This is a genomic window from Mesorhizobium sp. B4-1-4 (assembly GCF_006439395.2).
Lineage (GTDB): Bacteria > Pseudomonadota > Alphaproteobacteria > Rhizobiales > Rhizobiaceae > Mesorhizobium.
In genome coordinates, this window is record NZ_CP083950.1 from 1567081 (window position 1) to 1593084 (window position 26004).

Sequence of the window (26004 nt, forward strand, 5' to 3'; positions counted from 1 at the left end):
CTGAGCCGCGTTACTCAGCTGGGCGGCGCATAGCGGAGCAGCGTCACCTGCGCAGACCAGCATAACCAATTGGGGCGGGCGCGGCATCGCTCCGTCAATTGAACGGCACAGCAGGCTTCTGAAGGGGATAGCTCTAGGCCAGAACCGACTGCAGCCTAGTCAGTTCGCCTATCTGCGCCATGGTCGCCTGGTAGCCGAGCTGGATCGCCTCGTCGGCGCGATGGAACTCGGTCAAGCCGATATGGCTGAGCTTGGGCTGCAGCGACATGTCGGGCGGATCGCCGGCAAGCCTGGCGCGCGAGATGCGGTCCTGGATGATGTTGAAGGCCTCGACCATGACACCGGTGATACCGAGGCGCGTCTGATGCGACTGGTGGTCCGGATCCAAGTGGCCGGCGCGGGGGGCGTCCTTCTCGACAACCAGCTCGCCGGCGCTGTGCTTTATCACGGCAGCGCGGCCGAACAGGTCGTAATGGAGGTTGACCGCAACGACCAGAGGCTGCTCATAGGCACGGCAGACCGATACCGGCACGGGATTGACCAACGCTCCGTCGACCAGCACTCGGCCGTTGCAATTCACCGGCTCGAACACGCCAGGCAGTGCATAGGATGCGCGCATGGCCGTGATCAGCGAACCGCTCGACAGCCAGATTTCGTGGCCGGTGCGGATTTCCGATGTGACACAGACGAATGGCTTGGGCAGGTCTTCGAAGCGAACGCCCGCCACATGCTCGCGCAGACGCGCATCCAGTTTCATGCCGCCGAAGAGGCCGCTGCCGCGCAGATTGAGATCGAGCAGGCCGAAGATGCGCCGCCTGGTAAGGCTGCGGGCGAACTCTTCCAACTCATCCAGTTTGCCGGCGAGATAACAGCCCCCGACCAGCGCGCCGATCGAGGTGCCGGCGATCATCGAGACTTCGATGCCCGCCTCATCGAGCGCGCGCAGCACGCCGATATGGGCCCAGCCCCTGGCGCAGCCACCGCCGAGGGCCAGAGAAATTCCTGTTTTCTTGGGAGATTTCGTTTCGGATGCGCCGCCGGGAGAGGACAGGCCATTGGCCTCCCTGACATCTGGTCTGTTACGCAATGACGCCCACTCGAGCATCATGATCTCCCTTGTCCCAAGGCTAATATACGGACGGGCCGTATCGAAATGATGAATCTGTGTGGTTGGTATGAGGCAGAAGGTTCAAGCTCAGGTCTTTCGATACGTGGTTTGCGCATCGAACAGCGGTTTGCTGCCATCGTCGGCAAGCGTCCCCTTGCCGTCGACCAGCCCCACCGTCCGATAAAAGCATGAACGCCGGCCGGTGTGACAGGTTGCGTCGTGGCCCAACACTTTCACGCGGAGCCACAATGCATCCTGGTCGCAGTCGGTGCGCATCTCGATGACATGCTGGAAATTGCCCGAGGTTTCGCCCTTTTTCCAAAGCGCATTGCGCGAGCGCGACCAGTAGTGGGCGACGCCACTCTCCAGGGTCAGCGCCAATGCCTGTGCGTTCATGTGTGCGACCATCAGCAGCATCCCGTCTTCGGCATCGGTGACGACGACGGTAACAAGGCCGGCAGTGTCGAAGCGCGGTGAAAACACCGCGCCTTCCTCCAGAGCCTTCTTGTCTGACGGAGCTTCGGGAAATTCCAGTGCCGACATCGCCGATGTATTTTCCTGTTTGACCATGATCTTATCCGAAAACCGGTTCCCACGTTTCGGGATCATGGTCTAGCGATATCGGCCTAGGCGTTATGCCCGGCCGCCACGCACCATGGTGACAAAACGAACCTGCTCCTCGGGCGTGTCCTTGAAGACGCCGGTGAAGGTGGAGGTGAGTGTGGTGGAGCCCTGCTTGCGGATGCCGCGCATGGCCATGCACATGTGCTCGGCCTCGATCATGACGGCGACGCCGCGAGGGTTGAGCACATCCTGGATAACGCCGGCGATCTGCGCGGTCAGCGCCTCCTGCGTCTGCAGGCGATGGGCAAAGATATCGACGACGCGCGCGATCTTCGACAGGCCGACGACCTTGCCATCCGGCAGATAGCCGACATGCGCCTTGCCGATGATCGGCACCATGTGGTGCTCGCAATGCGAATGGAACTGGATGTCCTTTACGATGACGAGGTCATCATAACCGGCGACTTCCTCGAACGTGCGGCCGAGTTCCTCTGCCGGGCACATATCATAGCCACCGAACATCTCGCGGAAGGCCTTGGCCACGCGTTTGGGCGTGTCGATCAGCCCCTCGCGGTTCGGATTGTCGCCGGTCCAGCGCAGCAGGGTGCGAACGGCGGCCTCGACCTCGGCTTCGCTCGGCCGGTCGGTGACCGGCTTTTCCATGTAGGCGGACTGGGGCATGAGTTTCTTGATGACGGCATCCATAAAGGCGTCTCCCGTAGTTCCTCTCTCAGGAGGAACGAGTTGAACGGACCACGACCTTTCGGTGTCGGAAACTCGCCCCGTTTCCAGCCCCGTAAGCGGCGTGAACTTCCCGGCCAGGACAGCGGGCATGCGTCGCCTTGTCGTTACCGGACTGCCAGCATTATATAAGACCGTAGCGAGCGAAAGGAAGACGCGGCAGCGGCAATCGCTGTTCGCTTGGCGGCGACGGATTGGAAAATAATGATCAACGACGTCTATAACGCGAAAATTCTCGGTTTTGCCGGAAACATCGCCCGCATCGGCCGGCTCGATCATCCTGACGCAACCGCAAAGGCCCATTCCAAGCTTTGCGGTTCGACGGTTACCGTCGACCTCAAGATGGCGGACGGCGTGGTTACAGACTTCGCCCATGACGTGAAGGCCTGCGCACTTGGCCAGGCATCGTCCTCGATCATGGCGCAGCATGTCGTCGGCGCGAGTGCCGAGGAGTTGCGCGCGGTGCGCGATACGATGCTGAAGATGCTGAAGGAAAATGGCGAACCGCCGGAAGGGCGCTTCGCCGACCTCAAATATTTGGAGCCGGTGCGCGACTACAAGGCACGGCATGCCTCGACCATGCTGACCTTCGACGCTGTGGTCGACGCGATCGGTCAGATCGAAAAGAAGCGCGCCGAAGAAGCGGCTTGAGTTTGGAATGTCGCGGTATGGTGCACCAGCTTCGCGGCCGGACTGGCCGTGGGCTGCTATTTGCCTGGAGCCTTGCCGTCGCATTTGCGTCGAGCGGCGGACGAGCCTGTCAGCTCTGACCGGTGGACACCTCCGGTCGACAGACAGCCGTTTCGCCGCTCGCGCCCATGACAGGGTAGGGGCGGGGATTGCGTTCTCTTGTGGAAGCCCACATCTATCGCGTGGAAATGCGATACGGAGAACAGCGGTGGATCCGCATGGACATGGGGATAGCGCCGGACCGGCAAGGCATGGCCGCAACTGGCCCGGCCCGTGGCGCAAGACGCCCGGCCGTCTCCTGGGCACGTCGCTCGTGCGCCTCTACCAGCTGACGCTGTCCGGCTTCATCGGCAATTCCTGCCGGCATCTGCCGACCTGTTCCGAATACGCGCATGAGGCGATCGCCCGCCACGGCCTGTGGGCCGGCGGCTGGATGGGATTTTTCCGCGTGCTGCGCTGCGGGCCATTCGGCACGCACGGGATCGACCTGGTTCCGGAAGTGCTGGCGGACCGTTATGTTTGGTTCATGCCTTGGCGCTATTGGCGGATCGGCAGAAAAGGCGGCAAAGCTAGCAGCAGAGGATAGTCCGGAAACGGGTGGCGACGCCTGCGGGCCGAGGTGACTCTGAGACCTCCAGGATATGAGGTTTGCCATGATGTCGCTGTTTCTTGCCATTCACATCCACGCTGCAAAACGGGGCGATGGATTGCTGCCCGAATTTCTCGGAGCAAGGCCGCAGCCCCGCGACCTGCCGAAAGCCATGAATGAAAACCCGACCAGCTCCGCTCCAGTCGTCAAAGGTGCTTCAAAACCTGATCCGCATCTGCGCAAGGCCGTTCGAAAGCCGGTCATCCTTTAGGCTGCGTTTACGATCCGGTAGGGTTAACGCGAACCTGCATAAAGACTGCGCATTTGAGACAAAATCGAGACAAGAGACCTCGTTAAGCCGCTTCCCGAACCCCCTTCTGGAGCGAGCAGAAAAATGCGCAATGTCGATCGTCTTCCTTTTATCCTGGCCGGAGTCCTCTTCCTGCTCGCCTGGCTGCTGGGGTTTCCGATGCGCGCGCAGTCGGCGCCGCTGGAGGATGTGCAATGCACGCTGATCGCCGACGCCGCGACTGGCAAGACGCTCCACCAGGACGGGGTATGCGACCAACGGTTCAGTCCCGCCTCGACGTTCAAGGTGCCGCTTTCGCTGATCGGCTACGATGCCGGGATCCTGAGCGACGAGCATACGCCAACCTGGGACTACAAACCCGAATTCGATGCGGTGAAGCGGGACCAGAAGGCCGTCGATCCGGTGATTTGGGAGCGCGATTCGGTGCTCTGGTACTCCCGCGAGATCACGCGTCGGCTCGGCAGCGAAAAGTTTGCCGGTTATGTCTCCAGGTTCAATTATGGCAACGGCGACGTTTCCGGCAATCCCGGCAAGGATGATGGGCTCACCCGTTCCTGGGCCAACTCCTCGCTGCAGATCACGCCGGTCGAACAGGTCGCCTTCCTGCGCCAGGTGCTCGCCGGCAAGATGCCGGTGTCGGCGAAGGCGCATGAAATGACACGCGCCATCATACCGAGCTTCAAGGCTGGCGATTGGGCCGTTCAGGGCAAGACCGGCAGCACCCGGCTCGGCGAGGGCGGCAAGGACAAGCGCTCACTCGGCTGGATTGTCGGCTGGGCGCAGAAAGATGGTCGCCAGATCGTGTTCGCCCGGCTCGTCGTCGACACCAAACGGACTGAGATGCCGAAGGGGCTAGCGACACGGGCCGCATTCCTGAAGGACCTGCCACAACTGATCCAGTGAGCCGGGCTTTACGGCGGCGGCATCTGCTCATAAAAGACTGCCGCCGCCGGACGCCTCCGGCTAACCTGATGCACGCCGCAGCCCCGAACCGCTGTCGGCGTGCATTTTTACCACCCGCGCTCGTTTGCGGGACTGGATAGGAGATTTCAATGCTGAATTCCGTTTCCCTGACATTTCCCGATGGCTCCGTCCGCGAATACGACGCGGCGATGACCGGTGCCGGTCTCGCCGAATCGATCTCGAAGTCGCTGGCCAAGAAGGCGGTCGCCTATGCCATCGACGGCACCGTGCGCGACCTCAGCGATCCGCTCGGCAAGTCCGGCAAGGTCGAGATCATCACCCGCGACGACCCGCGCGCGCTGGAACTCATCCGTCACGACACCGCGCACGTGCTGGCGGAAGCCGTGCAGGAGATATGGCCGGGAACGCAGGTGACCATCGGGCCGGTGATCGAGAACGGATTCTACTACGACTTCGCTCGCAACGAGCCGTTCACCCCGGACGATTTTCCGGTGATCGAGAAGAAGATGCGCGAGATCATCGCGCGCAACAAACCGTTCACCAAAGAAGTCTGGTCGCGCGAGAAGGCGAAGAAAGTCTTTGCCGAGAAGGGCGAGCGCTACAAGCTTGAACTGATCGATGCCATTCCCGAGGACCAGGACCTCAAGATCTATGCGCAGGGCGACTGGTTCGATCTCTGCCGTGGCCCGCACATGGCCTCGACCGGCCAGATCGGCAACGCCTTCAAGCTGATGAAGGTGGCCGGCGCCTATTGGCGCGGTGACTCGAACAACCCGATGCTGACGCGCATCTACGGCACGGCCTGGGCCGACCAGGCGCAGCTCGAAGCCTATCAGACGATGCTGGAGGAGGCCGAGAAGCGCGACCATCGCAAGCTCGGCCGCGAGATGGACCTGTTCCATTTCCAGGAAGAGGGGCCGGGCGTCGTCTTCTGGCACGCCAAGGGCTGGAAGATGTTCCAGAACCTGGTCAACTACATGCGCCGCCGGCTCGACGAACAGGGCTACCAGGAGGTCAACGCGCCGCAGGTGCTCGATAAAAGCCTTTGGGAGACGTCAGGCCACTGGGGCTGGTATCGCGACGCCATGTTCAAGGTGACGGTCGCCGGCGACGACACCGATGACGACCGCATCTTCGCGCTGAAGCCGATGAATTGCCCGGGCCATGTGCAGATTTTCAAGCATGGGTTGAAATCATATCGCGATCTGCCCGTAAAGCTTGCGGAATTCGGAAATGTGCATCGCTACGAGCCGTCGGGCGCGTTGCACGGGCTGATGCGCGTGCGCGGCTTCACGCAGGACGATGCGCATATCTTCTGCACGGAGGAGCAACTGGCGTCGGAGTGCCTGCGCATCAATGACCTGATCCTGTCGACCTATGCGGATTTCGGTTTCGACGAAATCAGCGTGAAGCTGTCGACGCGGCCGGACAAGCGTGTCGGCACCGACGAAGCCTGGGACCATGCCGAGGCGATCATGGGCAGCGTGCTTGAGACGATCAGGTCGAGGTCCGGCAACCGGATCAAGACCTCGATCAATCCGGGCGAGGGCGCCTTCTACGGGCCGAAGTTCGAATATGTGTTGAAGGATGCCATCGGTCGTGAATGGCAGTGCGGCACGACGCAGGTCGATTTCAACCTGCCGGAACGCTTTGGCGCCTTCTACATCGGCTCGGATTCGGAGAAGAAGCAGCCTGTCATGGTGCATCGCGCCATCTGCGGTTCGATGGAGCGCTTCCTCGGCATCCTGATCGAGAACTATTCCGGCCATTTCCCGCTGTGGTTCGCTCCGTTGCAGGTGGTGGTGGCAACGATCACGTCGGACGCCGACCAGTATGCGACCGAAGTGGTGGCAAAGCTCAAGGCCGCCGGCTTGTCTGTGGAAGCGGACCTGCGCAACGAGAAGATCAACTACAAGGTCCGCGAGCACAGCCTGGCCAAGGTGCCGGTCATCCTCGTCTGCGGCAAACGCGAAGCGGAAGAGCAGACGGTCAACATGCGCCGCCTGGGTTCGCGCGACCAGGAGTCGCTCGGCCTTGCCCAGGCGATCGCACAACTGAGCGAAGAAGCCATCACACCCGATCGCCGGCGCAAGCGCGCTGCCTGAACGAAAACGGATTCGATCGAATGGCGGTGGAGCGATCCACCGCCATTTTCACATCCCTGTCACGCCGATCTAGTAACGAGCCCCTATGCTCAAGCTGAAATTGCGCCAACGACCCTTTCCCGAGCTTTCCTACGCCAATCCGCGCCAGCCGGCATTGGCGCGCTGGTTCATTCACTCCGTCGAAGGCCTTTCAGGCCGCGATCGTTTCGCGGTGCTCTATGATTTCTGGCGCCGCCAGGTGGTGCCGAGCGGCGAGCGCATCTTCAGCCGCATGCTCGAGCTGATCGACGTGCGGATGCAAATAGCCGGCCAATGGCCGCCGAAAGACCTGCCCGAAACGCCGCTGGTGATCGTCGCCAATCATCCATTCGGCATCGGCGACGGCATCGCCGCGCTCTCGCTGGCCGAGCAGTTGGGGCGGCCGTTCCGGGTGATGATCCACAAGGATCTGCTCAAGATCCGCGAGATGGAACCCTATTCGCTGCCGATCGATTTTTCCGAAACCAAGGAAGCGTTGAAGAACAATCTGGCGGTGCGTCATGAGGCGGTGCGGCTGCTGAGGGAAGGCGTCACCATCGTCGTGTTTCCGGCCGGCGGCGTCGCCACTGCGCCGAAGGGTTTCGGCCGGGCAATCGACCTGCCATGGAAGATGTTCCCGGCCAAGCTGATCCAGGACGCCAAGGCTTCAGTGGTCCCGATGCATTTCTCAGGACAGAACGGCCGACTGTTCCACCTCGTCAGCGGCCCGATGAACATGGCTGAGCGCGACGGGCGCGTGGCAAAGTTTGTCGGCAAAACATCGCTGACTTTGCGCACCTCGCTGCTCATCCACGAATTCGCGCGGCTCTCCGGCCGGTCGATCGAGGTGCGCGTCGGCGATGTGCTGACCTGGAATGATCTGCAGTTCCTGCGCGACCGCAAGGCGCTGCTGGAGCGGCTCTATCGCGGCGTCTTCGACCTGGCGCCGCCTTTACCGCGCCGCCGGATTCCATTTTTGCCCGCACGGACCAAATTGGCCGCTTAGCAACGTTTCGCCATGATATATCACTAATATATCATGCGACCGCCGGATAGTCGCGGCCAGCGATTCCGGCCGACCTCCTAATCCGCGCCTTCCTCGGGATCCATCGCCGCGGCTTCGGTGGCCAGAACCTCTATCTCCTGGTTCTGCCCACCCACGACCGTGAAATCCTTTTGATAAATACGGTCGCGGTTCTTGGCGATGATGGTGTAGTCGCCCTCGGCAAGCACCATCGAGGCAAAGGCGCCGACGGTCTCCTTGATCGGATCGCCTGATTCATTGAGCAGCGACCACGACGTATCCGCGATGGCTTCACCGCCGGCTTCGCGCACCAGCTTCATCGTGATTTCGGCGGCGTGATGCTCGACGGTGGCCTCGGTCAGCTTGCCGGCCTCGACGCGGATGTCGGAGCGGATGACCGCATTGACCGCACCATAGGTCGAAACGACGTGATAGATGCCGGCATTGAGCCGCACGACGCTGTTGGGCTCGACATCGGGAATGATCAGCGCGCGGTCGCCATTGGGTGCGGCATGGCCCTCGTAGATCGAGAAGCGCAGCTTCTTCGGCGGTATGCGCACGCCACCGGACAGAACCGCGTCGAGCTTCAGACCGCCGGCATCGAGCACGAGGCTTTCCCGCTTGGCGTCCTTGCCGACCGTGATGCGTTTGGTGGCGCCGGCGCGGCCATAGGAGGCATGAACCAGGTAGCTGCCGGGCTCCAGCTGGAAGACGGCGTTGCCGCCATGGGCGGAAGCCACCATCGGCAATTTGCCATTGACGGCTTCAGGCTTGAAGACGCGCCAGACGAGGCCCCGGGTGATGTCGGCGCCTTTGTCGGTCAGCTGGGCGGAAAGCGTGATCGAGCCGCCGCCGCCCAGCGCGAGCGGCGTTTCGCTTTTGGGCGTCGCATAGCTCGAAATTCCGGGAAGTTTGAGGTCGCTTATGCCGTCCTTTTCCTGCGCAACGGCCATGGCGACCGGCAGCAAGAACAGCACGGCACAGAGCCGAAGCAGGAAAAGTCGCAGTCGCCCCTCAAACATGCCTTGCGTTGAAGCCCATGGCGGTGGCAATTTCAAGGCTTAAGAGTCCGATCCGCGACTCTTCAGTCCGGCGCTCGCGCGCCTTTGCCCGAGCCACCCGAATTCCCGATGGTGCGCTTCAGCTCAAAACAGAGTGTCCAGGAGACTTGCGCCCATGGCGTCGCCTATCATCGACTTCCTGCTGACCCGAAATTCAGCGCCGATTCCCGACCTCAAGGAGCCTGCGCCCAGCGATGCCGATATCGCGACGATGATCGCCGCCGCGACGCGCGTACCCGATCATGGCCGGCTGGAACCCTGGCGCTTCATCCTCTATCGCGGCGATGCTCGTGTCGAGATCGGCAGGAAGCTGGCGGAACTTGCCGAACAGCGGGAAGGGCCGCTGCCCGAGGGCCGCCGCAATCAGGAATTGGCGCGCTTCTCGCGCGCGCCGCTGGTGATCGGCGTGGTGTCGGTGCCGAAAGAGAATCCCAAAATACCGCAATGGGAGATGTTCCTGTCCGGCGGCATGGCGGCGATGAACCTGATGATATCAGCCAACGCGCTGGGCTACGGCACCAACATGATCAGCAACTGGTATTCCGATGTGCCGGAGGGCAGGGCGATCCTTGGACTGGCGCCGCGGGAGCGCGTCGTCGGTTTCATCCATATCGGCTCTTATGCCGGCCCCGCGCCGGAGCGGCCACGGCCTGATCCGGCAAAGCTCTACGCCGACTACACCGGGCCTTGGGCGGGCTGAATGTTCTACGAGCCGTCCAAGGGGCATGGGCTGCCGCACGATCCGTCGAAGGCGATCGTGGCGCCACGCCCGATCGGCTGGATATCGACCCTGAACAAGGCTGGCGAGATCAATCTCGCGCCGTACTCCTTCTTCAACGCCATTTCGACGCGGCCCTTCATCGTCTGGTTCTCCTCCGAGGGCGAGAAGGACAGCGCCTCCTTCGCCGAGGAGACCGGTGAGTTCGTCGCCAACCTGGTCGGCCGCGATCTGGCGGAGAAGATGAATTACACGTCCGTCAATGCGCCGCGTGGCGTCAATGAGTTCGTCTATGCCGATCTCGCCATGGCGCCTTCGCGTCTCGTCAGGCCGCCACGTGTGGCGGTAGCGCCTGCCGCGCTCGAATGCCGGGTGACTGAGATCTTTCGCCCGAAGGCGCTGAATGGGGCGCCGACGAGCGCCGTCGTCGTCGCCGGCGAAGTGGTGGGCGTGCACATCGACGATGCTTTTCTGAAAGACGGCCTGTTCGACGTCACCAAGGCTGGCAACGTGGCTCGCCTCGGCTACATGGACTATGCCAGCGTCAACGAAATCTTTTCGATGCGCCGGCCGCGCTGGGGCAAGGAATAGATTCCAGGCTTTGGCAAATCACAGCGCGTTGACGGCATTCGGTCGCCGAGCTGTCAAGGCGGCGCGCATGGTAGCGATTGGCGCGTCTAGGCGGAAATCCCCGCCGCCCTCGCGCGTGCCAGAAGCCGCTCGGCGAGCCGCAGATGAGGACGGTCGAACATTTTGCCGTCGATGCCGACGACGCCTGGATTTCCGGCAGCCGCGAACGCCGCGACGATCGCCGCCGACTGTTTCACCGCCTCGGGCGATGGCGTGAAGGCGGCATTGATGACGGGCACCTGATCGGGGTGGATCGCCATCTTTCCCGTAAAGCCGTCACGCTCGGCTTCGGCGCATTCCGCGGCGAAGGCTGCCATGTCGCGAAAATTCGGGAAAACGGTGTCGATCGCCGCGACTTCCGCGGCGCCGGCCGCCAGGATGGTCGTCAGGCGGGCGTGGCGGAACACGTCGGTGTAGCGGCCGTGCCCGTCGCGGGCTGAGCGAGCGCCAATCGCCGCCGAGAGGTCTTCCGCGCCCCAGGTGAGGCCGGCGAGCCGCGCGCTTGCGCCGGCATAGGTCGCCGCGGCAAGCACACCCGCCGGGGTCTCAGTGATGATCGGCAGGATCTTGATGGAGCCGTCGGGCAGGCCGTTCTCCGCCTCGCGAACCCTGAGCTTTGCCGAGAGCTGCTGGACGTCCTGCCCGCTGTTGGACTTGGGCAGCATGATGCCGTCCGGTCGCGCCGGGATGAGCGCGCCAAGATCATCATCCGTCAGTGCGCTCGCCAGATCGTTGACCCTGATATAGATCGCCGAGCCGGTTTGCCCCCGGCGTTCGGCGACAAAGCGCGCCGCGACCTCTCGCGCCGTTGCCTTGTTGTGCGGGGCCACGGAGTCCTCGAGATCGATGATCACCACATCGGCGTCGGCGCCAAATCCCTTTTCCAGCTTGCGCTCGGAATCACCGGGGACAAACAGCAGCGAGCGCATCAGGTGGTCTTCTTCAGCATCATCGCCTGCCTGGCGCATTTGGCGACCAGATCACCATGCTGATTATAGGCGCGGTGTTCGAATTCGACGATGCCGCGATCGGGCTTCGACTTGGACTCGCGTACCGAGACGACCGTTGTCTCGACGCGGATGGTGTCGCCGTGGAAGACCGGATGCGGAAACACCGTTTCCTTCATACCGAGATTGGCGACCGTCGTGCCCACCGTGATATCGTTGACCGAGATGCCGATCATCAGACCGAGCGTGAACAGCGAGTTGACCAGCGGCTTGCCCCATTCGCTTTTCGCGGCGAAATCGAAGTCGATATGCAACGGTTGCGGGTTCAACGTCATCACCGAAAACAGCATGTTGTCGCTCTCGGTCACGGTCTTGCGCAGCGTGTGCTGGAAGACGTGGCCGACGACAAACTCCTCGAGGTATAGTCCGGCCATTCTCCGTCTCCTGCGCTGTCTGACGGTTGATAGGCGCTGCATCCGGCGCTCGCAAGCCAGTTAATGAACATGGTGAACGGTTCGTAAACCATTTCTGCCTACCGTCTGCACGGGGCTGGAAAACCTTCCGGCAAGGGGGCGTTGGCAGGCGGCATGGTTGTTGTTTCGCATTTCCTGAAATGGATCTACACGGCCAGGGTGTCGGAGCGTGCCGCGGCGGCCAATGCGCTGGCCCGGGCCTATGTCAATTCCGAACTGCCGTTCGAGGACCGCTGCGCCGCCGAAGCGGCGCTGACGCTGCTGCTCGACGATGCCTCGTCGAAGGTGCGGCTGGCAATGGCGGAAGCGCTTTCGATGAGCCACCACGCGCCGCTGCAGATCATCAGTGCGCTGGCGTCCGACCAGCCGGAGGTCGCCGGCGTCGTGCTGGCGCGCTCACCGCTGCTCACCGACGCCGATCTGATCAACCGCGTCACGGCGAGCCCGAAGGCAACGCAGAAGCTGATTGCCGACCGTCCCCTCGTCTCGATGGCGCTGGCGGCGGCCATTGCCGAGATCGGCGAGGCGGAAGCTTGCGCTGTCCTGCTTGCCAACAGCGGTGCCGACATCGCTTCGCTGAGCTTCCGCCGCATGGCCGAACGCCACGGGCATCTCCCGCAGGTGCGAGAAGCGCTGATATCGGATGCCCGCCTGCCTGCCGACTGCCGGCACATGCTGCTCGTCAAGCTCGGCGAGACATTGAAGACGTCGCCGCTGGTCATGGCCCTGATGGGCGCCGCGCGTGCCGACCGCGTCATGCGTGATGCCTGCGTCAAGGCCTCGGTAACGCTGATCGAGGGCACGCGGCAGGTAGAACACGCCGCGCTGATCGAGCATCTCAGGCTGCGCGGCGATCTCACGGCGAGCTTTCTCATCCGCACCATCGCCCACGGCAAGGTCGATTTCTTCGGTTCCACGCTGGTCGCGCTCGGCCAGCAGTCCGAGCAGCGGGTGAGGGCGCTGCTGGCAGGCGGGCATGATGTGGCTTTGCAAGCGTTGTTCCGTAGCGCCGGCCTCGCCGTCTGCACGCATGCGATTATCCTGCGTGCGCTGAAAATCTGGCGGGAGGTCGCTAATGGCAAGCGCATTGCCGGCGTGCAGGAAGTCAGCTGGCTCATGCTCAAGGAATTGGGCGGGCAATCCGCGGAAGGCGATCTTGCCGCCCTGGTCAAGTCGATCCATCTCGACGCGCTGCGCGAGAACGCACGCGGCCATGCGCTGGCGATCGCGGCGGCTTAGGGCGGTTCAGATGGAATCGCTGACCCCGCTCTAATTCTTTTTTCTGCGCAATTCAGGAAAACCGCTGCGCACTTTTCCTGAATTGCTCTAGCCTCGGTCTTTCGCGAAGAAATCGGGAAAATCCTCGATCGCGGCGGCGATGATGCGCAGCGAGGCTGCGATCTGCAGCATTTCACCGGCGCTGCTTCGCTGTGTGATCATGGCCGCATACTGTCTGGCGACGGTCACGGTTGAAGTCTGCGGCTCGCCTGGCCGCCGGAACAACAGCTCGCGCGCCAGTCCGCGCAGAAAATTCGAGATCGAGAGGGTCGTTTCGGCTGCCAAGGTGGAACTTTGCAGCGCGTGACGCAGGCGCAGGATTTCGACGCCAACGGTGACACCGGCTATGCTGCCGTCCAGAACCGCATCGCCTTTTTTTCCAATGCGCTGCGTCTGCGACATCAGTTGATTGACCCGATCATAGGCGAGACTCTCGAAAGCGGTACGTCTTGGCACACGCTCATGCAAGCAGAGGCGCGCCAGGTCTTCGCGCATCACGCGCACGATGCGGTTGACGAAGAGCCACGGATCGGAGGGCAACACAACGATGAAAACGCCGATCGCCAGCAGGATGCCAACCAGGATCGATGCGCAACCCGCCAGGAAAGGGCCGGGATCATAGGTCATCGCCAGATGCGGGCTGAGGAAAGCCAGGAAGTTGATGGCAAAGGCCGTCGCCACGCCAACATAGCGCGGATTGGCCATCGCCAGCGCGGCAGGCACCAGGATCGGCACGACGAAGATCATGAACCAGCCGAAGCCGGGCAAAGCGGGCAAGGCGATCTGACCGACAAGGAAGGCAAAGGGCAGGGCCAGCAAGGTGCCCTTGAAAAAGCCCCAGGCCACTTGCACCGGATCGGGGCGGGCGGCGAACAGGCTGGAGACGACGGAGACCAGGATGACCGTGCCCGCGGCTTCCGACCATTTCGTCGTCAGCCAGAAGGCCGCGACCAGCAAGGTGGCGAGTGCCGCGCGCACAGCGTTGCGCGAGGCCGCATGGTAGTCGCGGTGTACCACCAGCGCTGGCTGCTTGCGCACGCGGGCGGCGCGCGGGGCTGGCGCACGCAACGCGTCGAGGCCGCGCAGCACCTGCTTCAAGGCTTCCGCGAAATCGGCGGCGATGGTCAGGCGAGTGATGGTGCCGAGCCTCTCGTCACCTTGCCCATCCGGCATGTCCGGCATCTGCCGTGCCTTGGCGGCGATCGTATCGAGCCGTGCCACCCACGGCGTGGTATCCTCGAGAGCGCCTGGTTTGCCTGCGAGTTCCCTGACCAGGGTATGCAGGTCGGCGCGCACGGGAATGAGCGCCGCATTCTTTGGCGCGGCGTGGGCATGCAGCGCGCGCGCGGCCGACAGAGCGGACAGAAGCTGGCCGATGGTCCGCCGGACCGGATGCGCGCGGGTCGCCAGGCTCGGCGCTTCCAGCCTTGCATAGACGCGCATTTCACCAAGGATCTCCGCTTCGGCGATCAGCTTTCGGTGAAGATCGGCCAAGGCCGCGCTGTCGCGGCCGGAAAATGCACCGCCCGCATAAATGGCAAGGTCGAGAATGGAGCGCTTCAGCCTTTCGATGATGGCATCGCCCGCCAGCTTCGGCAGGATCAGCCGGCTGGTCACGCCGGCGCAGACGATGCCCAGCACGATTTCAGCGCAGCGTGCGACCGCCAGATCGACCACGAGATGGGGTTGGCCGAAAGCCGGCAGGCCAATGATCATCGCGGTGTAGCCGGCAAGCGCCGCGCCATAGGCCTCTGGGTTGCGCAACAGCGACGAGACGAAGGTGCTGATGCCGATCCAGACGGCAAGCACGGTCACCAGCAGCCACGGATTGGAGCCGAAGACCGTGGTGATGCCGATTGCCGCTAATCCGCCCGCCAATGTGCCGAGCAGGCGGTAGAAGCCTTTGGCCAGCACCATGCCCGCGACCGGCTGGGCAACGATGAACACCGTCATCATCGCCCACTGCGGATGGTCGAGCTTGAGGGCGTAGGCGGCCAGCAGCGCGATCAGGCCGGCCGAAACGGTTCTAAGGGCGAAGATCCAGTCCGAGCGCGTGGGTCGCGTCAGGTCGGCGAACCGTGTCCCGAGATAATCTTTCAGCCGCGCCCCGATCACATGTTCGACTCCGTACCCGCACGGACAAGGTAGAGCAGGGGGCGCTCAGATATCCAGCACTTCCGTTTCGGCGAATTCGGCACGTTCCTGGATGAAGCGGAAGCGAGCCTCCGGCTTGGTGCCCATCAGCGCGTCGACCGCGTCCTTGGTCGCCGCCTCGGCATCGATCACATCGACCCGCAGAAGCGTGCGCTTCCTCGGATCCATCGTGGTCTCCTTGAGCTGCGAGGCCATCATTTCACCCAGGCCCTTGAAACGGCCGAGCTCGACCTTGCCGCGTCCGGTGAATTCAGTGCGCAGGAGCTCGTCCTTGTGCGCGTCGTCGCGAGCATAGGCGACCTTGCCACCTTGCCTGATCGAGTAAAGCGGCGGCACCGCCAGATAGAGGTGACCGCCACGCACCAGCGCCGGCATCTCCTGATAGAAGAAGGTGATCAGCAGCGAGGCGATGTGGGCGCCGTCGACGTCGGCGTCGGTCATGATGATGACGCGGTCGTAGCGCAGATCCTCGTCGCGATACTTGGAGCGCGTGCCGCAGCCGAGCGCCTGAATCAGGTCCGATATCTGCTGGTTGGCGGCCAGCTTGTCATTGCCGGCGCTGGCGACATTGAGGATCTTGCCGCGCAACGGCAGCACTGCCTGGCTGGCACGGTCGCGCGCCTGCTTGGCCGAGCCACCGGCGGAGTCGCCTTCGACGATGAAGAGTTCCGCGCCGGCGGCGGCGTTCTGCGTGCAGTCGGCGAGCTTGCCCGGCAGGCGCAGCTTGCGCACCGCGCTCTTGCGCGACACTTCCTTTTCCTGGCGGCGGCGTACGCGCTCGTCGGCGCGAGCGATCACCCATTCGAGCAGCTTCGAGGCTTCCTGCGGATTGTCGGCCAGCCAATGGTCGAAGGGATCGCGGATCGCGGTCTCGACGATCCGGATCGCCTCGATCGTCGCCAGCCTGTCCTTGGTCTGGCCAACGAATTCCGGTTCGCGGATGAACACCGAAAGCATGCCCGCCGCCGAGATCATGACGTCTTCCGAGGTGACGATCGAGGCGCGTTTGTTACCGACAAGATCGGCATAGGCGCGCAGGCCGCGCGTCAGCACGTTACGGAAGCCGGCCTCGTGGGTGCCGCCTTCGCCGGTCGGGATGGTGTTGCAGTAGGAATTAATGAAGCCGTCGCCGCCGAACCAGGTCACCGCCCATTCGAGCGAGCCGTGGCCGCCTTGCCTGTCGCTCTTGCCGGCGAAGATTTCCCGCGTCACCTGGAATTCGTCGCCGAGCGACGCCTTGAGGTAGTCCTTGAGGCCGCCAGGGAAATGGAATTCCGCCTTGGCCGGTGTCTGATCCTTTTCCTTGATCAGCGAGGGGTCGCAGGTCCAGCGGATCTCGACACCGCCGAACAAATAGGCTTTCGAACGCGTCATGCGGTAGAGCCGCGCCGGTTCGAATGCCGCGCCCTTGCCGAAGATCTGCTCGTCGGGATGGAAGCGGATCCTGGTGCCGCGCCGGTTGTGCACTTCACCGAGATGCTCAAGGCCACTCACCGGGACGCCGCGCGAAAAACGCTGGCGGTAGAGCTGCCGGCCACGCGCGACCTCGACCTCGAGATGGTCCGACAGCGCGTTGACGACGGAAACGCCGACGCCATGCAGGCCGCCTGAGGTCTCATAGACCTTCGAGTCGAACTTGCCGCCCGAATGCAGGGTGGTCATGATCACTTCGAGCGCGGGCTTCTTGTATTTCGGATGCGGGTCGACCGGAATGCCGCGGCCATTGTCGGTGACGGTGAGAAAGCCATCGGCCGAGAGTTCGACATCGATGAAGGTGGCGTGGCCGGCAACCGCCTCGTCCATCGAGTTGTCGATGACTTCGGCGAACAGGTGGTGCATCGCCTTGTCGTCGGTGCCGCCAATATACATACCGGGCCGGCGACGCACCGGCTCCAGGCCTTCGAGCACCTCGATATCGGCGGCGCTGTAACCCTCGCTGCCGTCCTTGGAAGCCGCCGGGCGTTTTGCCGCCTGCACCAGCGGATCCGCCGGGCGCGCGGACGCCCGAACCGGCTGCGGCTGCTTGTCCATATTGGCGAAGAGATCGTTGTTTTCGTCCATGCCTGTCATAGAGTCCGATGCTGCGAATCACCCGTCGATACTGCCACGCTTTTCAGCGCCAAGCGACGGAGGTTCCTGTTACGTTCGGGGGTCTAGCCCCTCTTATCCTAAAACCATTCGATAACCAAGCGGCCGGAAATAGATCAAATGCGGCCGTGCGGGATACCTGATTCTTTAACAATGCCGCCTAGCGTGAGCCCAACATAACAAGAAACTGCGGGCATCAGGGGTTTCGGCGTGAAGGGCAAGGCCATAACGATGATCGGCATCGCCGCCGTTTTCGGCGCGATCTCGATCTTTGCCGCGGATTTCTGGGTCAAGAGCCAGGCCAAGGCCGATGCCGGGGAAAAGACGGCATCAATCGCCGCTCCAGCCACGCCCAGGATCGAATTCAAGACCATCGTCGTGGCGAACGCGCCGTTGCGTTACGGCATGGAGATCGACCGCGCCAAGCTCAGCGAAATTCCGTGGCCGCAGGATTCCCTGCCGCAGGGCGCCTTTGCCACCGTCGACGGATTGCTCGGCGAAGGCGGCCGCGTGGTGCTGTCGCCGATCGAGGTCAACGAGCCGGTGCTGCTGGCCAAGCTGTCGGGACCAAACGGCCGTGCGACGCTCTCCAACATGCTTGCGCCCGGAATGCGGGCGGTCACCATCCGGACCGACGAGATCGCCGGCGTCGGCGGCTTCGTCACGCCGGGCGACCGGGTCGATGTCGTGCTGACACGCGATGCCGGCGCAATCCAGGAAGTGGCCAAGAATGCCCAAGGGGCTGCAGGTTCGACCGTCACCTCCGAAATCGTCGTCGCCGATGCCAAGGTGCTCAGCGTCGGCCAGGGCGCCGACGAGCGTCAGACGACGCCGCAGGTGGCCAATTCCGTGACCATCCAGGTGACGACCGATGGCGCCCAGAAAGTGGCGCTTGCCCGCACCGTCGGCACGTTGTCGCTGTCGCTGCGGTCGGCCAGCGAAGGCGGTGACGGCAATGGCGGCGTCACCACCATTTCCTCCTTCGGCGGATCGGTGGCGTCCAAGACCGAGGCGGCGGCCGGCTCGCTGTTCGACGCGGTGGCCAAGGAGCCTGAGAAGCCGACATTCAAGACGGTCATCGTGACACGCGGCACACAGGCCGAGGAATATCAGGTTCCTTCGCGGGACCAGAAATAAAGGCCGGTGGGGACCGGACGAGACGGGACAATGTTGATGCGTACGCTATATCGAATGACGGCTCGGCGGCACTTCGTGCGCGCCTTGGCGATGGTCGCCTCGCTGGCCGCGAGCGGAGTGCTCGCTTTACCCGGCGCCGCCAGGGCGGACAACGATGTCGTCTACGTCTCGTCGACCAGGAATGCATCGATCAAGGTCGCCAAGGGCAAGCCCAAGACGATCATGACGAGTGCTGCCTTCTACCAGATCGTTATCGGTGATCCGGAGATCGCCAACGTCAATCCACTGACCGACAAGTCTTTCTATGTGCTCGGCAACAATCTCGGCACCACCGGTATCGCGCTGTTCGACGACAAGAAGCAGCTGGTCGGCACCATCGACATCGAGGTGACGCTCGACACCGACCAGCTGGCGAGCACGATCCGCGCCAGCGTGCCGGATGCCAAGATCAAGGTCGGCTCGGCCAATGGCCGTGTCGTGCTGTCGGGCGAGGCGGATGACGCGGTCGCCGCCGAAAAGGCAAACAAGATCGCCACCCGCTTCTCCGGCAAGGAAGAAGTGATCAATTCGGTCAACATCTCATCGTCGCAGCAGGTCCAGCTCAACGTCCGCTTCGTCGAGATCAACCGCCAGGCAGGCCAGGATCTCGGCGCCAAATACAGCGCCAACTTTGCCTACGGCTTTGGTGGACGCGATGTTTCGCTTGACCCCGGGGCGGTGCCGGCGGCAGGAACCGGTGAAGCCATCGGCCGGCTGCTGTCCAACGGCGTCTCGATCGACATCGCCATCAAGGCCCTGGAAGAGCGCGGCCTTGCCCGACGCCTCGCGGAACCAAACCTTATTGCCCGGTCCGGCGAGACGGCGAGCTTCCTGGCCGGCGGCGAATTTCCGATCCCGGTTTCGGAGGACAATGGCAAGATCTCGGTCAGCTACAAGAAATATGGCGTCAGCCTCGACTTCACGCCGACCGTGCTCAAGGACGGGCTCGTGAGCCTCGACATCGCGCCGGAAGTATCCTCCATCGATGCGTCGGCCTCCTACAATATCGGCAACATTTCGGTGCCCGGTTTCATCGTTCGCCGCGCCAAGACGTCGGTCGACCTGAAGAACGGCCAGAGCTTCATGATCGCGGGACTGCTGCAGTCGCAGAACGACATCACCACCTCGCGCATTCCAGGCCTCGGCAAGATGCCGGTGCTCGGACCGCTGTTCTCGTCTAAATCGTATCAGCGGCGCGAGACAGACCTCGTCATCATCGTCACGCCCTACCTGGTCAAGCCCGTCGATCCGTCGAAGAAGATGGCCGGGCCGACGGACGGCACTCAACCGGCCAGCAACGTCGACTACTTTCTCAACAACACCGAGGAGGTGAAGGGGGCGAACAACGGCCGTGCGCTGGCGTTGGCCGATGGCAGCGCCGCGCGGACGGCCACCACGGTCGGTCATTTCCTCGACCTGCCGAAGGATTGAAGCGATGCGTGTGATCCTGAGAGCAAGCATCGCGTTGCTTCTTGCCGGTATCGCCGCCGGCTGCACCAGCGACGACTATGTGCGCAGCGAAGGTCCGACGACAGGCGCCGGCGAAGCGCAGGCCGCCAACACGGTCATGCAGATGGTCGATCCGTGGAAGTACGGTGTCCAGAACACCAGACTCCTCGTGCCGGCCAAGCGCGGTGATGCCGCCCCCGTCACATCCGATCAGGCGGCTGGCGCGAAGACGGCGCAGACAAGCACAAGTGACTGATTCAGGCGGGCAACTGATTCAGGCGGGCAACTGATCCAGGCGGGGATCGACTTCACAGGCGGCGAGAATGGCAAACGGCATCAAGACCAAGAAGATCCTGCTCGTATCGACGGACAGCACCTTCGTGCAGGACACACGCACCGCATTCGCCGCCTCCGAGGTCATCCAGCTCTCGACGGTGGAAAAGAATGTCACCGAATTGCGCGGCGAGATCCAGGAAACCGACTTCGGCGCCATCATCGTCGATATGGACGCGGCGAAGCTGGAGGAGATCGAATCGCTGCAGCGCGTCATGCGCAGGCTGGAGGGCAAGGCCCCGGTGGTCGTCGTCACCCAGGAGTTCAACGCCGCCGCCGTCCGCATCCTGGTGCAGCTCAAGGTCGCGGACTTTCTCGTCAAGCCGATCACCACGGCCGACCTGGTGCGATCGGTCGTGCGGGCACTGCAAGGGCCGGGGCGCGAGGAAAATACCGAGTCACAGATCTACACCTTCATGCCGGCCGCGGGCGGTGTCGGCACCACGACGTTGGCGCTGCAGACGGCATTCCAGCTGCATCACTCGGTGACGCGCGGCGCCTCGACCTGCGTGGTCGACCTCAATTTCCAGCAGGGCGCCTGCGCGGAATATCTCGACCTCGAGCCGCGTTTCGACATCACCGAGATCGAGAACCAGCCCGAACGCCTCGACCGGCAACTCCTCGACGTGATGCTCTCGAAACATGCCAGCGGACTTTGCGTGCTGGCGGCGCCGACGCACCCATCGGAGATGCGTTCCTTCAAGACCGATGTCGTGGTGCGCATGCTGGACCTCGTTTCGGCCTATTTCGACAATGTCGTCATTGACATGCCGCGCACCTGGTTTCCGTGGACGGAAACGGTGCTGCTCGGCTCCAACAAGCTCTACATCGTCGCCGAAATGACGGTGCCGTGCCTGCGCCACACGCAAAGGCTGATCCAGGCCGTCTACGAGACCGCCGGCAAGGAGGTGAAGCCCAACGTCATCGTCAATCGCTTCGAGCAGAAGATGTTCGACAATGGCATCAAGCAGGCGGATGTCCAGGAAATCCTCGGCGAGCATTTCGTCGGCGGCATCGCCAACAACTACCGGCTGGTGCGCGAGGCGGTCGACCGTGGCGTGCCGTTGCACGAGATCGACGCCAATGCCAACGTGGTCAATGATTTGAAGAAGATCATCCTGCCGGAGGAGGCAGTCGCGACCGCCAGCAAGTCGAAGTCGCTCTTCGGTCTCGGCAGGGGCCTTTTGAAGAGGAGGGCCGGATGACCAGCCGTTTTTCCACCCTGCAGAACCGCGATGCGCGGCCGCAGCGTTCGTCCGAAACAACGCCGGTCGCGCATCACGCGGTGGTGATCCCGACAAGCCGAAAAGCTTTACCGGTAAAACCCGAGGTCGCCCCGGCAAAGAACGCCAACAGGGTGCTCGATGCCCGCATACGCATTCATCGGATGCTGCTCGAGGAAATCAACCTTGTCGCCCTGGAGCGCTTGCCGAAGGAGGAAATGCGGCGGCAGGTGCATGATTTCGTGTCGGAAAAAACCCGCCAGGAGCGGATGGCGATCAACACCGCCGAACTTGACGCGCTGGTGGACGACATCGTCGACGAGATGGTTGGCCTGGGCCCGCTGGAGCCGCTGCTCAAGGATCCCGACATCAACGACATCCTGATCAACGGCCACCAGAACTGTTTCGTCGAGAAGAAGGGCAAGCTGCAGCAGGTGCACATTCCGTTCAAGGATGAGGCGCATCTGCTTAGAATCATTAACAAGATCGTCGCGGCCGTCGGCCGGCGCGTCGATGAATCGCAGCCGATGGTCGATGCTCGCATGCTGGATGGGTCGCGTTTCAACGCTGCCATCCGCCCGGTTGGCGTCGACGGGCCGCTGGTGTCGATCCGCAAATTCTCCAAGAACAAGCTTGGCCTGCACAAGCTGGTCGAATTCGGCGCCATCACCCAGAACATGGCCGAGGTGCTGGCGGCGGCGGTTCACGCCCGCAAGACGACGATCATTTCCGGCGGCACCGGCACCGGCAAGACAACGATGCTCAATGCACTGTCGGCCTTCATCCCGGAAGACGAGCGGCTGATCACGATCGAGGATGCCGCCGAGCTTCAACTGCAGCAGCCGCATGTCGCTCGCATGGAGACGCGACCTGCCAACATCGAGGGCCATGGCGAACTGAAGCAACGCGATCTCGTCAAAAACGCGCTGCGCATGCGTCCTGACCGCGTCATCCTCGGCGAGTGCCGCGGCGAGGAGGCGTTCGACATGTTGCAGGCGATGAACACCGGCCATGAAGGATCGATGGCGACCATCCATGCCAACACGCCGCGCGATGCCATTTCGCGCCTCGAACAGATGCTGGGCATGACCGGCATGCCGATGACGGTCCAGTCGATCCGCAGTCAGATCGCCAGCGCCATCGATATCATCGTGCAGTTGACCCGGCTTTCCGACGGTAAGCGCAAGGTGACAAGCGTTGCGGAAGTGACCGGCATGGAAGGCGACGTCATCCAGATGCAGGAGATCTTCCGCTTCGTGCGCACCGGCATGGATGCCGACGGCGGAATTCTCGGCTATTTCGAAGCGACCGGCATCCGGCCGCGCTTCCTCGAGGACCTGCGCGCCATGGGAATCGAATTTCCCGGGCGCTATTTCGAACCCGGCCGGCCGCAGGAGTAGCCAGGTGTTCGACGGATTCAGCGCGATCTACGTCGTCTATGCCGGAGCCGCGCTGACCGGCATCTTGATCGCAGAGGCCTGTTATCTTCTTTACGCTGGCCGCAGCGACAAGCGCGCCGCCATCAACCGGCGCATGAAGCTGCAGGAAAACAAGATCAGCCAGGAACAGGTGCTGATCCAGCTGCGCAAGGAGCGCGGCCTCGATGCCGGCACGTCGCTGTTCTCGCCGGACCGATTCCGTGCCCTGCGCACACAGTCGGGCATGATTATGCCGCTGTCGAAATTCCTGACGATCACCTGCGGCGTGGCGATGGCCGCGGCCCTGGTCGCCATCTGGTATGGGTTGCCGCCGCTCATGGGGCTCATCCTGTTCTTCGTGCTGGCGCCTCTGCTGCCGGTGGTCGCGATGCGCTTCATGCGCAAACGGCGGCACAAACGTTTCGGCATGCAGCTGCCAGAGGCGCTGGAGCTGATCACGCGTGGCCTCAAGGCCGGCCATCCGGTGCCGGTGGCCATCGCCATGGTGTCGCGCGAGATGCCCGATCCGATCGGCACCGAGTTCGGTGTCGTTGCCGATGAGGTGACCTACGGCTCCGATCTGGTTTCGGCGTTGAACAACCTGTTCGATCGCGTGGGGCACGAAGACCTGCCGCTGTTCGTCACCGCCGTCTCGATCCAGTCCAGTTCGGGCGGCAATCTGCGTGAAATCCTCGACGGCCTGTCGTTGACAATACGCGAGCGCGGCAAGCTGCGACGCAAGGTGCGCGCCATTTCGACCGAAGGCCGCCTGTCCGCCTACATCCTGACGGCAATACCGGCGCTTTTGTTTGCCGCCATCATGGCGTTGATGCCGGGGTTCTACAGGGACGTCTGGGGGGTGCCGAAAACCTGGTACATGCTTGGCGGGTCGGTTACCTGGCTGATGCTGGGCAATCTAATCATGTTCAAGATGTCGAATTTCAGGTTCTGACATGCGCGGTTTCATCGAATTCCTCGCCTCGCTTGCGCCGACCTCCTTGATCCCGGTGGCCGTAGTGCTTCTGGCCGTGGGTGTTGTCGCGGTCGCCTGGCCGATGGTGGTTGCCAAGGGTGATCGCAATGACGTGAAGCGCCGCCTCAAGGTTGACGACAGTCGCGTGGCCGCGAAACCCGAGCCGGTGCAGAAGAAGAACGCCGGCGTCGTGCGCGAGAAGGCGGTGAAACGGGCACAGGAATTCTACGCCAAGAGCGATCCGGAAAATGTTGCCCGGCTGCGCATGAAGCTGATCCAGGCGGGCTACATGGAGCCGCGCGCTGTCGGCATGTTCTTCCTCATTCGCTTCGCGGCACTGGTGGGTGCCGCGACGGGAGCCTTTGTGATCAACCGCTGGATGGCCAGCGCCGACGCGACGATGGCCAGCCGCTGGGCGTTCGTCATCCTGACGGGCGTGGCCGGCTACTTCCTGCCCGGCCTGGTGCTGAGCCAGAAAGTGCGGGAGAAGATGCGCGAATACCGCAACGGCTTTCCTGACTTCATGGACCTGTTGATCGTCTGCTCGGATGCGGGCATGAGCATGGAGGCGGGCGTCGAGCGCGTCTCGAAGGAACTCGCCAAGACCTATCCCGCGCTCAGCCAGAATCTGCAGTTGGTGTCGCTGGAACTGAGGGCCGGGCGCAGCCTCGACGACGCGCTGAAGGCGCTCGCCGATCGCCTCAGCCTGGACGAGGTGCGTTCTTTCGCGACGCTGCTGCAGCAGTCGAAGGAACTCGGCACCAGCCTGTCGGGAGCGCTTCGGGTCTTCTCCGACGAAATGCGTCATAAGCGCATGTCGCTGGCTGAGGAGAAGGCACATGCCTTGCCGGCCAAGATGTCGGTGCCGGTCACGGTGTGCATCCTGCCGGTGGTGCTGATGATCGCGATCATTCCGATCATCGTCAAATTGACGGGTGGGCACTATTAGATGTGTCGGATTGAGTTCAGGTCGGCCTGAACTCAATCCAACGTGTCCGCAGAGCAATCCACAAGCATGGCGTTCGCGATCAAGGCCAAAATTGCCAACGCCGGCGCGATGACATTCGCCTTCACCGCGCAAAAGACGATGTATGGCGGCAAGCATGTCGCCAAGGGCGATGCGATTTTCCTATTCGCCAGCGAGAATGAAGGCGGCCTGGGCCTTGTCGCGCGCGGCATCGTCACATCCGTCGAAGCGGTCGCGCGAAAGCTCGGCATTGCCCGGCAGACGCCGCGCGTAAGCCTGGCCATCGAACGAATCGCGCAGGCGAAGCGACCGCTGGGCCGAGCCGAACTCAAACGTCTCACCAACTGGAATGACGGTCAGCCGGGTTGCCACCGTCCCGTTGTTTGGCCGGCACCTGGGTGGTGGTTAATGGCCGGTTTTTCGGAGACCGAATCTTAGCTGCATTTCGGCACCGAAGCTTAACCGCTGTGCGGTAACGTCCTTGCTGAAGAACGACCCGACAAATCGGGCGACGGGGCAGGGCATGCGTCAGGGAAATTTTGCGGCGGCGGCCACCATGGCGGTCGTCCTTATGATCACCGGGTGTACGACGAACAACAACGTCGATACGACCAAGACTACGGCCATTCAGCCCGCGGCAAAAAACATCGACACCTCCGATCTGGCACAGGGCAAAGCGCAGTTTCGCGACGCCAATTATGGTCTGGCCGAACAGCATTTCCGCAAGGCCGTCGAATTGAAGGCCGACAGTGCGGAGGCCTGGATGGGGCTTGCCGCATCCTATGACGAGCTCGGCCGCTTCGACTTCGCCGACCGCGCCTACGACCAGCTCCTGAAAGTCGCCGGCCGCAGGCCGCAGATCGTCAACAATATGGGCTATTCGCAACTGTTGCGCGGCAACAAGAAGAAAGCCAGGGCGCTGCTGCTCGAGGCCAAGGCCGGCATGGCCGATCCGACAGTTGTCAACGCAAATCTCGCCTTGCTGAACAAGGGCTGATGGGCAAGGCCGAGCCGGTCAGGCCGGCCTTGCGCTCGGCTTAGGC

Annotated in this window: 26 protein-coding genes; 18 read left to right on the plus strand and 8 right to left on the minus strand. The window is 62.8% G+C overall.

Going from position 1 to position 26004, the window contains the following annotated elements; all coding sequences use genetic code 11:
• Window positions 1-133 precede the first annotated feature (133 nt).
• From FJW03_RS07555 to folE, 3 genes are all read right to left on the minus strand, one after another.
• Complete coding sequence (locus FJW03_RS07555; protein ID WP_181165610.1) at window positions 134-1108, minus strand: patatin family protein; 975 nt, start codon at window positions 1106-1108, stop codon at window positions 134-136.
• A gap of 87 nt (window positions 1109-1195) precedes the next feature.
• On the minus strand, window positions 1196-1651 hold the full coding sequence (gene hisI, locus FJW03_RS07560) for a phosphoribosyl-AMP cyclohydrolase (RefSeq protein WP_140610180.1): 456 nt from the start codon (window positions 1649-1651) through the stop codon (window positions 1196-1198).
• Between the two features lie 90 nt (window positions 1652-1741).
• Window positions 1742-2377 carry a GTP cyclohydrolase I FolE gene (gene folE, locus FJW03_RS07565; protein WP_140610150.1) on the minus strand — a complete coding sequence of 212 codons (636 nt, stop codon included), beginning with the start codon at window positions 2375-2377 and terminating at the stop codon, window positions 1742-1744.
• Window positions 2378-2617: 240 nt separating this feature from the next.
• Here folE and FJW03_RS07570 point away from each other — a divergent pair, with 240 nt between their 5' ends.
• From FJW03_RS07570 to FJW03_RS07595, 6 genes are all read left to right on the plus strand, one after another.
• Window positions 2618-3064: an iron-sulfur cluster assembly scaffold protein gene (locus FJW03_RS07570; RefSeq protein ID WP_140610149.1), complete on the plus strand. Its 447-nt coding sequence runs from the start codon at window positions 2618-2620 to the stop codon at window positions 3062-3064.
• Window positions 3065-3311: 247 nt separating this feature from the next.
• The gene (gene yidD / locus FJW03_RS07575; RefSeq protein WP_140761922.1) at window positions 3312-3689 is read left to right on the plus strand and encodes a membrane protein insertion efficiency factor YidD; all 378 of its coding nucleotides are present in this window, start codon (window positions 3312-3314) and stop codon (window positions 3687-3689) included.
• A gap of 67 nt (window positions 3690-3756) precedes the next feature.
• Window positions 3757-3963, plus strand: coding sequence for a hypothetical protein (locus tag FJW03_RS07580; RefSeq protein ID WP_140761919.1), 207 nt, complete (start codon window positions 3757-3759; stop codon window positions 3961-3963).
• Window positions 3964-4086: 123 nt separating this feature from the next.
• On the plus strand, window positions 4087-4905 hold the full coding sequence (gene blaOXA / locus FJW03_RS07585) for a class D beta-lactamase (RefSeq protein WP_140761916.1): 819 nt from the start codon (window positions 4087-4089) through the stop codon (window positions 4903-4905).
• Between the two features lie 149 nt (window positions 4906-5054).
• Entirely contained in the window at window positions 5055-7031 is a 1977-nt protein-coding gene (thrS, locus tag FJW03_RS07590) for a threonine--tRNA ligase (RefSeq protein ID WP_140761913.1), read from the plus strand.
• Window positions 7032-7116: 85 nt separating this feature from the next.
• Window positions 7117-8055: a lysophospholipid acyltransferase family protein gene (locus FJW03_RS07595; RefSeq protein WP_140610145.1), complete on the plus strand. Its 939-nt coding sequence runs from the start codon at window positions 7117-7119 to the stop codon at window positions 8053-8055.
• Window positions 8056-8132: 77 nt separating this feature from the next.
• Here the strand turns inward: FJW03_RS07595 and FJW03_RS07600 are convergent, their stop codons facing one another.
• On the minus strand, window positions 8133-9095 hold the full coding sequence (locus tag FJW03_RS07600) for a hypothetical protein (RefSeq protein ID WP_140610144.1): 963 nt from the start codon (window positions 9093-9095) through the stop codon (window positions 8133-8135).
• Between the two features lie 154 nt (window positions 9096-9249).
• On the opposite strand from FJW03_RS07600, the gene FJW03_RS07605 reads away from it, so the two are divergent.
• Together FJW03_RS07605 and FJW03_RS07610 are read left to right on the plus strand one after the other, a co-directional pair.
• Window positions 9250-9834 carry a nitroreductase gene (locus FJW03_RS07605; protein ID WP_140610143.1) on the plus strand — a complete coding sequence of 195 codons (585 nt, stop codon included), beginning with the start codon at window positions 9250-9252 and terminating at the stop codon, window positions 9832-9834.
• Window positions 9835-10443 carry a flavin reductase family protein gene (locus FJW03_RS07610; protein WP_140761910.1) on the plus strand — a complete coding sequence of 203 codons (609 nt, stop codon included), beginning with the start codon at window positions 9835-9837 and terminating at the stop codon, window positions 10441-10443.
• 86 nt (window positions 10444-10529) lie between these two features.
• Here the strand turns inward: FJW03_RS07610 and FJW03_RS07615 are convergent, their stop codons facing one another.
• Together FJW03_RS07615 and FJW03_RS07620 are read right to left on the minus strand one after the other, a co-directional pair.
• Window positions 10530-11411: an HpcH/HpaI aldolase/citrate lyase family protein gene (locus tag FJW03_RS07615; RefSeq protein ID WP_140761907.1), complete on the minus strand. Its 882-nt coding sequence runs from the start codon at window positions 11409-11411 to the stop codon at window positions 10530-10532.
• Window positions 11411-11863: a MaoC family dehydratase gene (locus FJW03_RS07620; protein WP_140610140.1), complete on the minus strand. Its 453-nt coding sequence runs from the start codon at window positions 11861-11863 to the stop codon at window positions 11411-11413. Before FJW03_RS07620 ends, FJW03_RS07615 begins: the two co-directional genes overlap by 1 nt.
• Before the next feature lie 153 nt (window positions 11864-12016).
• Here FJW03_RS07620 and FJW03_RS07625 point away from each other — a divergent pair, with 153 nt between their 5' ends.
• A complete protein-coding gene (locus tag FJW03_RS07625; protein ID WP_140761904.1) occupies window positions 12017-13141 on the plus strand; it encodes a DUF2336 domain-containing protein in 1125 nt (374 codons plus the stop codon).
• A gap of 87 nt (window positions 13142-13228) precedes the next feature.
• Here FJW03_RS07625 and FJW03_RS07630 read toward each other — a convergent pair whose 3' ends face one another.
• Window positions 13229-15295: an FUSC family protein gene (locus tag FJW03_RS07630; protein WP_140761901.1), complete on the minus strand. Its 2067-nt coding sequence runs from the start codon at window positions 15293-15295 to the stop codon at window positions 13229-13231.
• A 45-nt stretch (window positions 15296-15340) separates the two neighbouring features.
• Window positions 15341-17395 (minus strand): DNA topoisomerase IV subunit B, encoded by a 2055-nt coding sequence (parE, locus tag FJW03_RS07635; RefSeq protein WP_140761897.1) that lies wholly within the window; start codon window positions 17393-17395, stop codon window positions 15341-15343.
• 237 nt (window positions 17396-17632) lie between these two features.
• Between parE and cpaB the strand changes: the two genes are divergently transcribed.
• The 9 genes from cpaB to FJW03_RS07680 all read left to right on the plus strand — a co-directional run bounded on the left by cpaB (window position 17633) and on the right by FJW03_RS07680 (window position 25958).
• A complete protein-coding gene (gene cpaB / locus FJW03_RS07640; protein ID WP_264296518.1) occupies window positions 17633-18559 on the plus strand; it encodes a Flp pilus assembly protein CpaB in 927 nt (308 codons plus the stop codon).
• 90 nt (window positions 18560-18649) lie between these two features.
• Window positions 18650-20029 (plus strand): type II and III secretion system protein family protein, encoded by a 1380-nt coding sequence (locus tag FJW03_RS07645; RefSeq protein WP_413466500.1) that lies wholly within the window; start codon window positions 18650-18652, stop codon window positions 20027-20029.
• Window positions 20030-20033: 4 nt separating this feature from the next.
• The gene (locus FJW03_RS07650; RefSeq protein WP_140610135.1) at window positions 20034-20303 is read left to right on the plus strand and encodes a hypothetical protein; all 270 of its coding nucleotides are present in this window, start codon (window positions 20034-20036) and stop codon (window positions 20301-20303) included.
• A gap of 67 nt (window positions 20304-20370) precedes the next feature.
• Window positions 20371-21585 (plus strand): AAA family ATPase, encoded by a 1215-nt coding sequence (locus FJW03_RS07655; protein WP_140610134.1) that lies wholly within the window; start codon window positions 20371-20373, stop codon window positions 21583-21585.
• Window positions 21582-23003: a CpaF family protein gene (locus tag FJW03_RS07660; protein WP_140610133.1), complete on the plus strand. Its 1422-nt coding sequence runs from the start codon at window positions 21582-21584 to the stop codon at window positions 23001-23003. Before FJW03_RS07655 ends, FJW03_RS07660 begins: the two co-directional genes overlap by 4 nt.
• Before the next feature lie 4 nt (window positions 23004-23007).
• Window positions 23008-23973, plus strand: coding sequence for a type II secretion system F family protein (locus tag FJW03_RS07665; protein WP_140610132.1), 966 nt, complete (start codon window positions 23008-23010; stop codon window positions 23971-23973).
• Between the two features lies 1 nt (window position 23974).
• Entirely contained in the window at window positions 23975-24943 is a 969-nt protein-coding gene (locus FJW03_RS07670) for a type II secretion system F family protein (RefSeq protein ID WP_140761894.1), read from the plus strand.
• Between the two features lie 66 nt (window positions 24944-25009).
• Window positions 25010-25399, plus strand: a complete 390-nt coding sequence (locus tag FJW03_RS07675; RefSeq protein ID WP_226890613.1) for a hypothetical protein — start codon at window positions 25010-25012, stop codon at window positions 25397-25399.
• A gap of 85 nt (window positions 25400-25484) precedes the next feature.
• Window positions 25485-25958: a tetratricopeptide repeat protein gene (locus FJW03_RS07680; RefSeq protein ID WP_140696974.1), complete on the plus strand. Its 474-nt coding sequence runs from the start codon at window positions 25485-25487 to the stop codon at window positions 25956-25958.
• Window positions 25959-26004: the final 46 nt, after the last annotated feature.

Bases quoted from the DNA above. Each gene is read 5' to 3' on its own strand.
- folE (WP_140610150.1), bottom strand. From the start codon at position 2,377: ATGGATGCCGTCATCAAGAAACTCATGCCCCAGTCCGCCTACATGGAA.
- FJW03_RS07595 (WP_140610145.1), top strand. From the start codon at position 7,117: ATGCTCAAGCTGAAATTGCGCCAACGACCCTTTCCCGAGCTTTCCTAC.
- FJW03_RS07670 (WP_140761894.1), top strand. From the start codon at position 23,975: ATGCGCGGTTTCATCGAATTCCTCGCCTCGCTTGCGCCGACCTCCTTG.
- parE (WP_140761897.1), bottom strand. From the start codon at position 17,395: ATGGACGAAAACAACGATCTCTTCGCCAATATGGACAAGCAGCCGCAG.
- FJW03_RS07625 (WP_140761904.1), top strand. From the start codon at position 12,017: ATGGTTGTTGTTTCGCATTTCCTGAAATGGATCTACACGGCCAGGGTG.
- hisI (WP_140610180.1), bottom strand. From the start codon at position 1,651: ATGTCGGCACTGGAATTTCCCGAAGCTCCGTCAGACAAGAAGGCTCTG.
- FJW03_RS07605 (WP_140610143.1), top strand. From the start codon at position 9,250: ATGGCGTCGCCTATCATCGACTTCCTGCTGACCCGAAATTCAGCGCCG.
- FJW03_RS07675 (WP_226890613.1), top strand. From the start codon at position 25,010: ATGGCGTTCGCGATCAAGGCCAAAATTGCCAACGCCGGCGCGATGACA.
- FJW03_RS07620 (WP_140610140.1), bottom strand. From the start codon at position 11,863: ATGGCCGGACTATACCTCGAGGAGTTTGTCGTCGGCCACGTCTTCCAG.
- FJW03_RS07655 (WP_140610134.1), top strand. From the start codon at position 20,371: ATGGCAAACGGCATCAAGACCAAGAAGATCCTGCTCGTATCGACGGAC.
- blaOXA (WP_140761916.1), top strand. From the start codon at position 4,087: ATGCGCAATGTCGATCGTCTTCCTTTTATCCTGGCCGGAGTCCTCTTC.
- thrS (WP_140761913.1), top strand. From the start codon at position 5,055: ATGCTGAATTCCGTTTCCCTGACATTTCCCGATGGCTCCGTCCGCGAA.
- FJW03_RS07650 (WP_140610135.1), top strand. From the start codon at position 20,034: ATGCGTGTGATCCTGAGAGCAAGCATCGCGTTGCTTCTTGCCGGTATC.
- FJW03_RS07570 (WP_140610149.1), top strand. From the start codon at position 2,618: ATGATCAACGACGTCTATAACGCGAAAATTCTCGGTTTTGCCGGAAAC.
- FJW03_RS07645 (WP_413466500.1), top strand. From the start codon at position 18,650: ATGGTCGCCTCGCTGGCCGCGAGCGGAGTGCTCGCTTTACCCGGCGCC.
- FJW03_RS07600 (WP_140610144.1), bottom strand. From the start codon at position 9,095: ATGTTTGAGGGGCGACTGCGACTTTTCCTGCTTCGGCTCTGTGCCGTG.
- FJW03_RS07610 (WP_140761910.1), top strand. From the start codon at position 9,835: ATGTTCTACGAGCCGTCCAAGGGGCATGGGCTGCCGCACGATCCGTCG.
- FJW03_RS07580 (WP_140761919.1), top strand. From the start codon at position 3,757: ATGATGTCGCTGTTTCTTGCCATTCACATCCACGCTGCAAAACGGGGC.
- FJW03_RS07615 (WP_140761907.1), bottom strand. From the start codon at position 11,411: ATGCGCTCGCTGCTGTTTGTCCCCGGTGATTCCGAGCGCAAGCTGGAA.
- FJW03_RS07660 (WP_140610133.1), top strand. From the start codon at position 21,582: ATGACCAGCCGTTTTTCCACCCTGCAGAACCGCGATGCGCGGCCGCAG.
- FJW03_RS07555 (WP_181165610.1), bottom strand. From the start codon at position 1,108: ATGATGCTCGAGTGGGCGTCATTGCGTAACAGACCAGATGTCAGGGAG.
- FJW03_RS07680 (WP_140696974.1), top strand. From the start codon at position 25,485: ATGCGTCAGGGAAATTTTGCGGCGGCGGCCACCATGGCGGTCGTCCTT.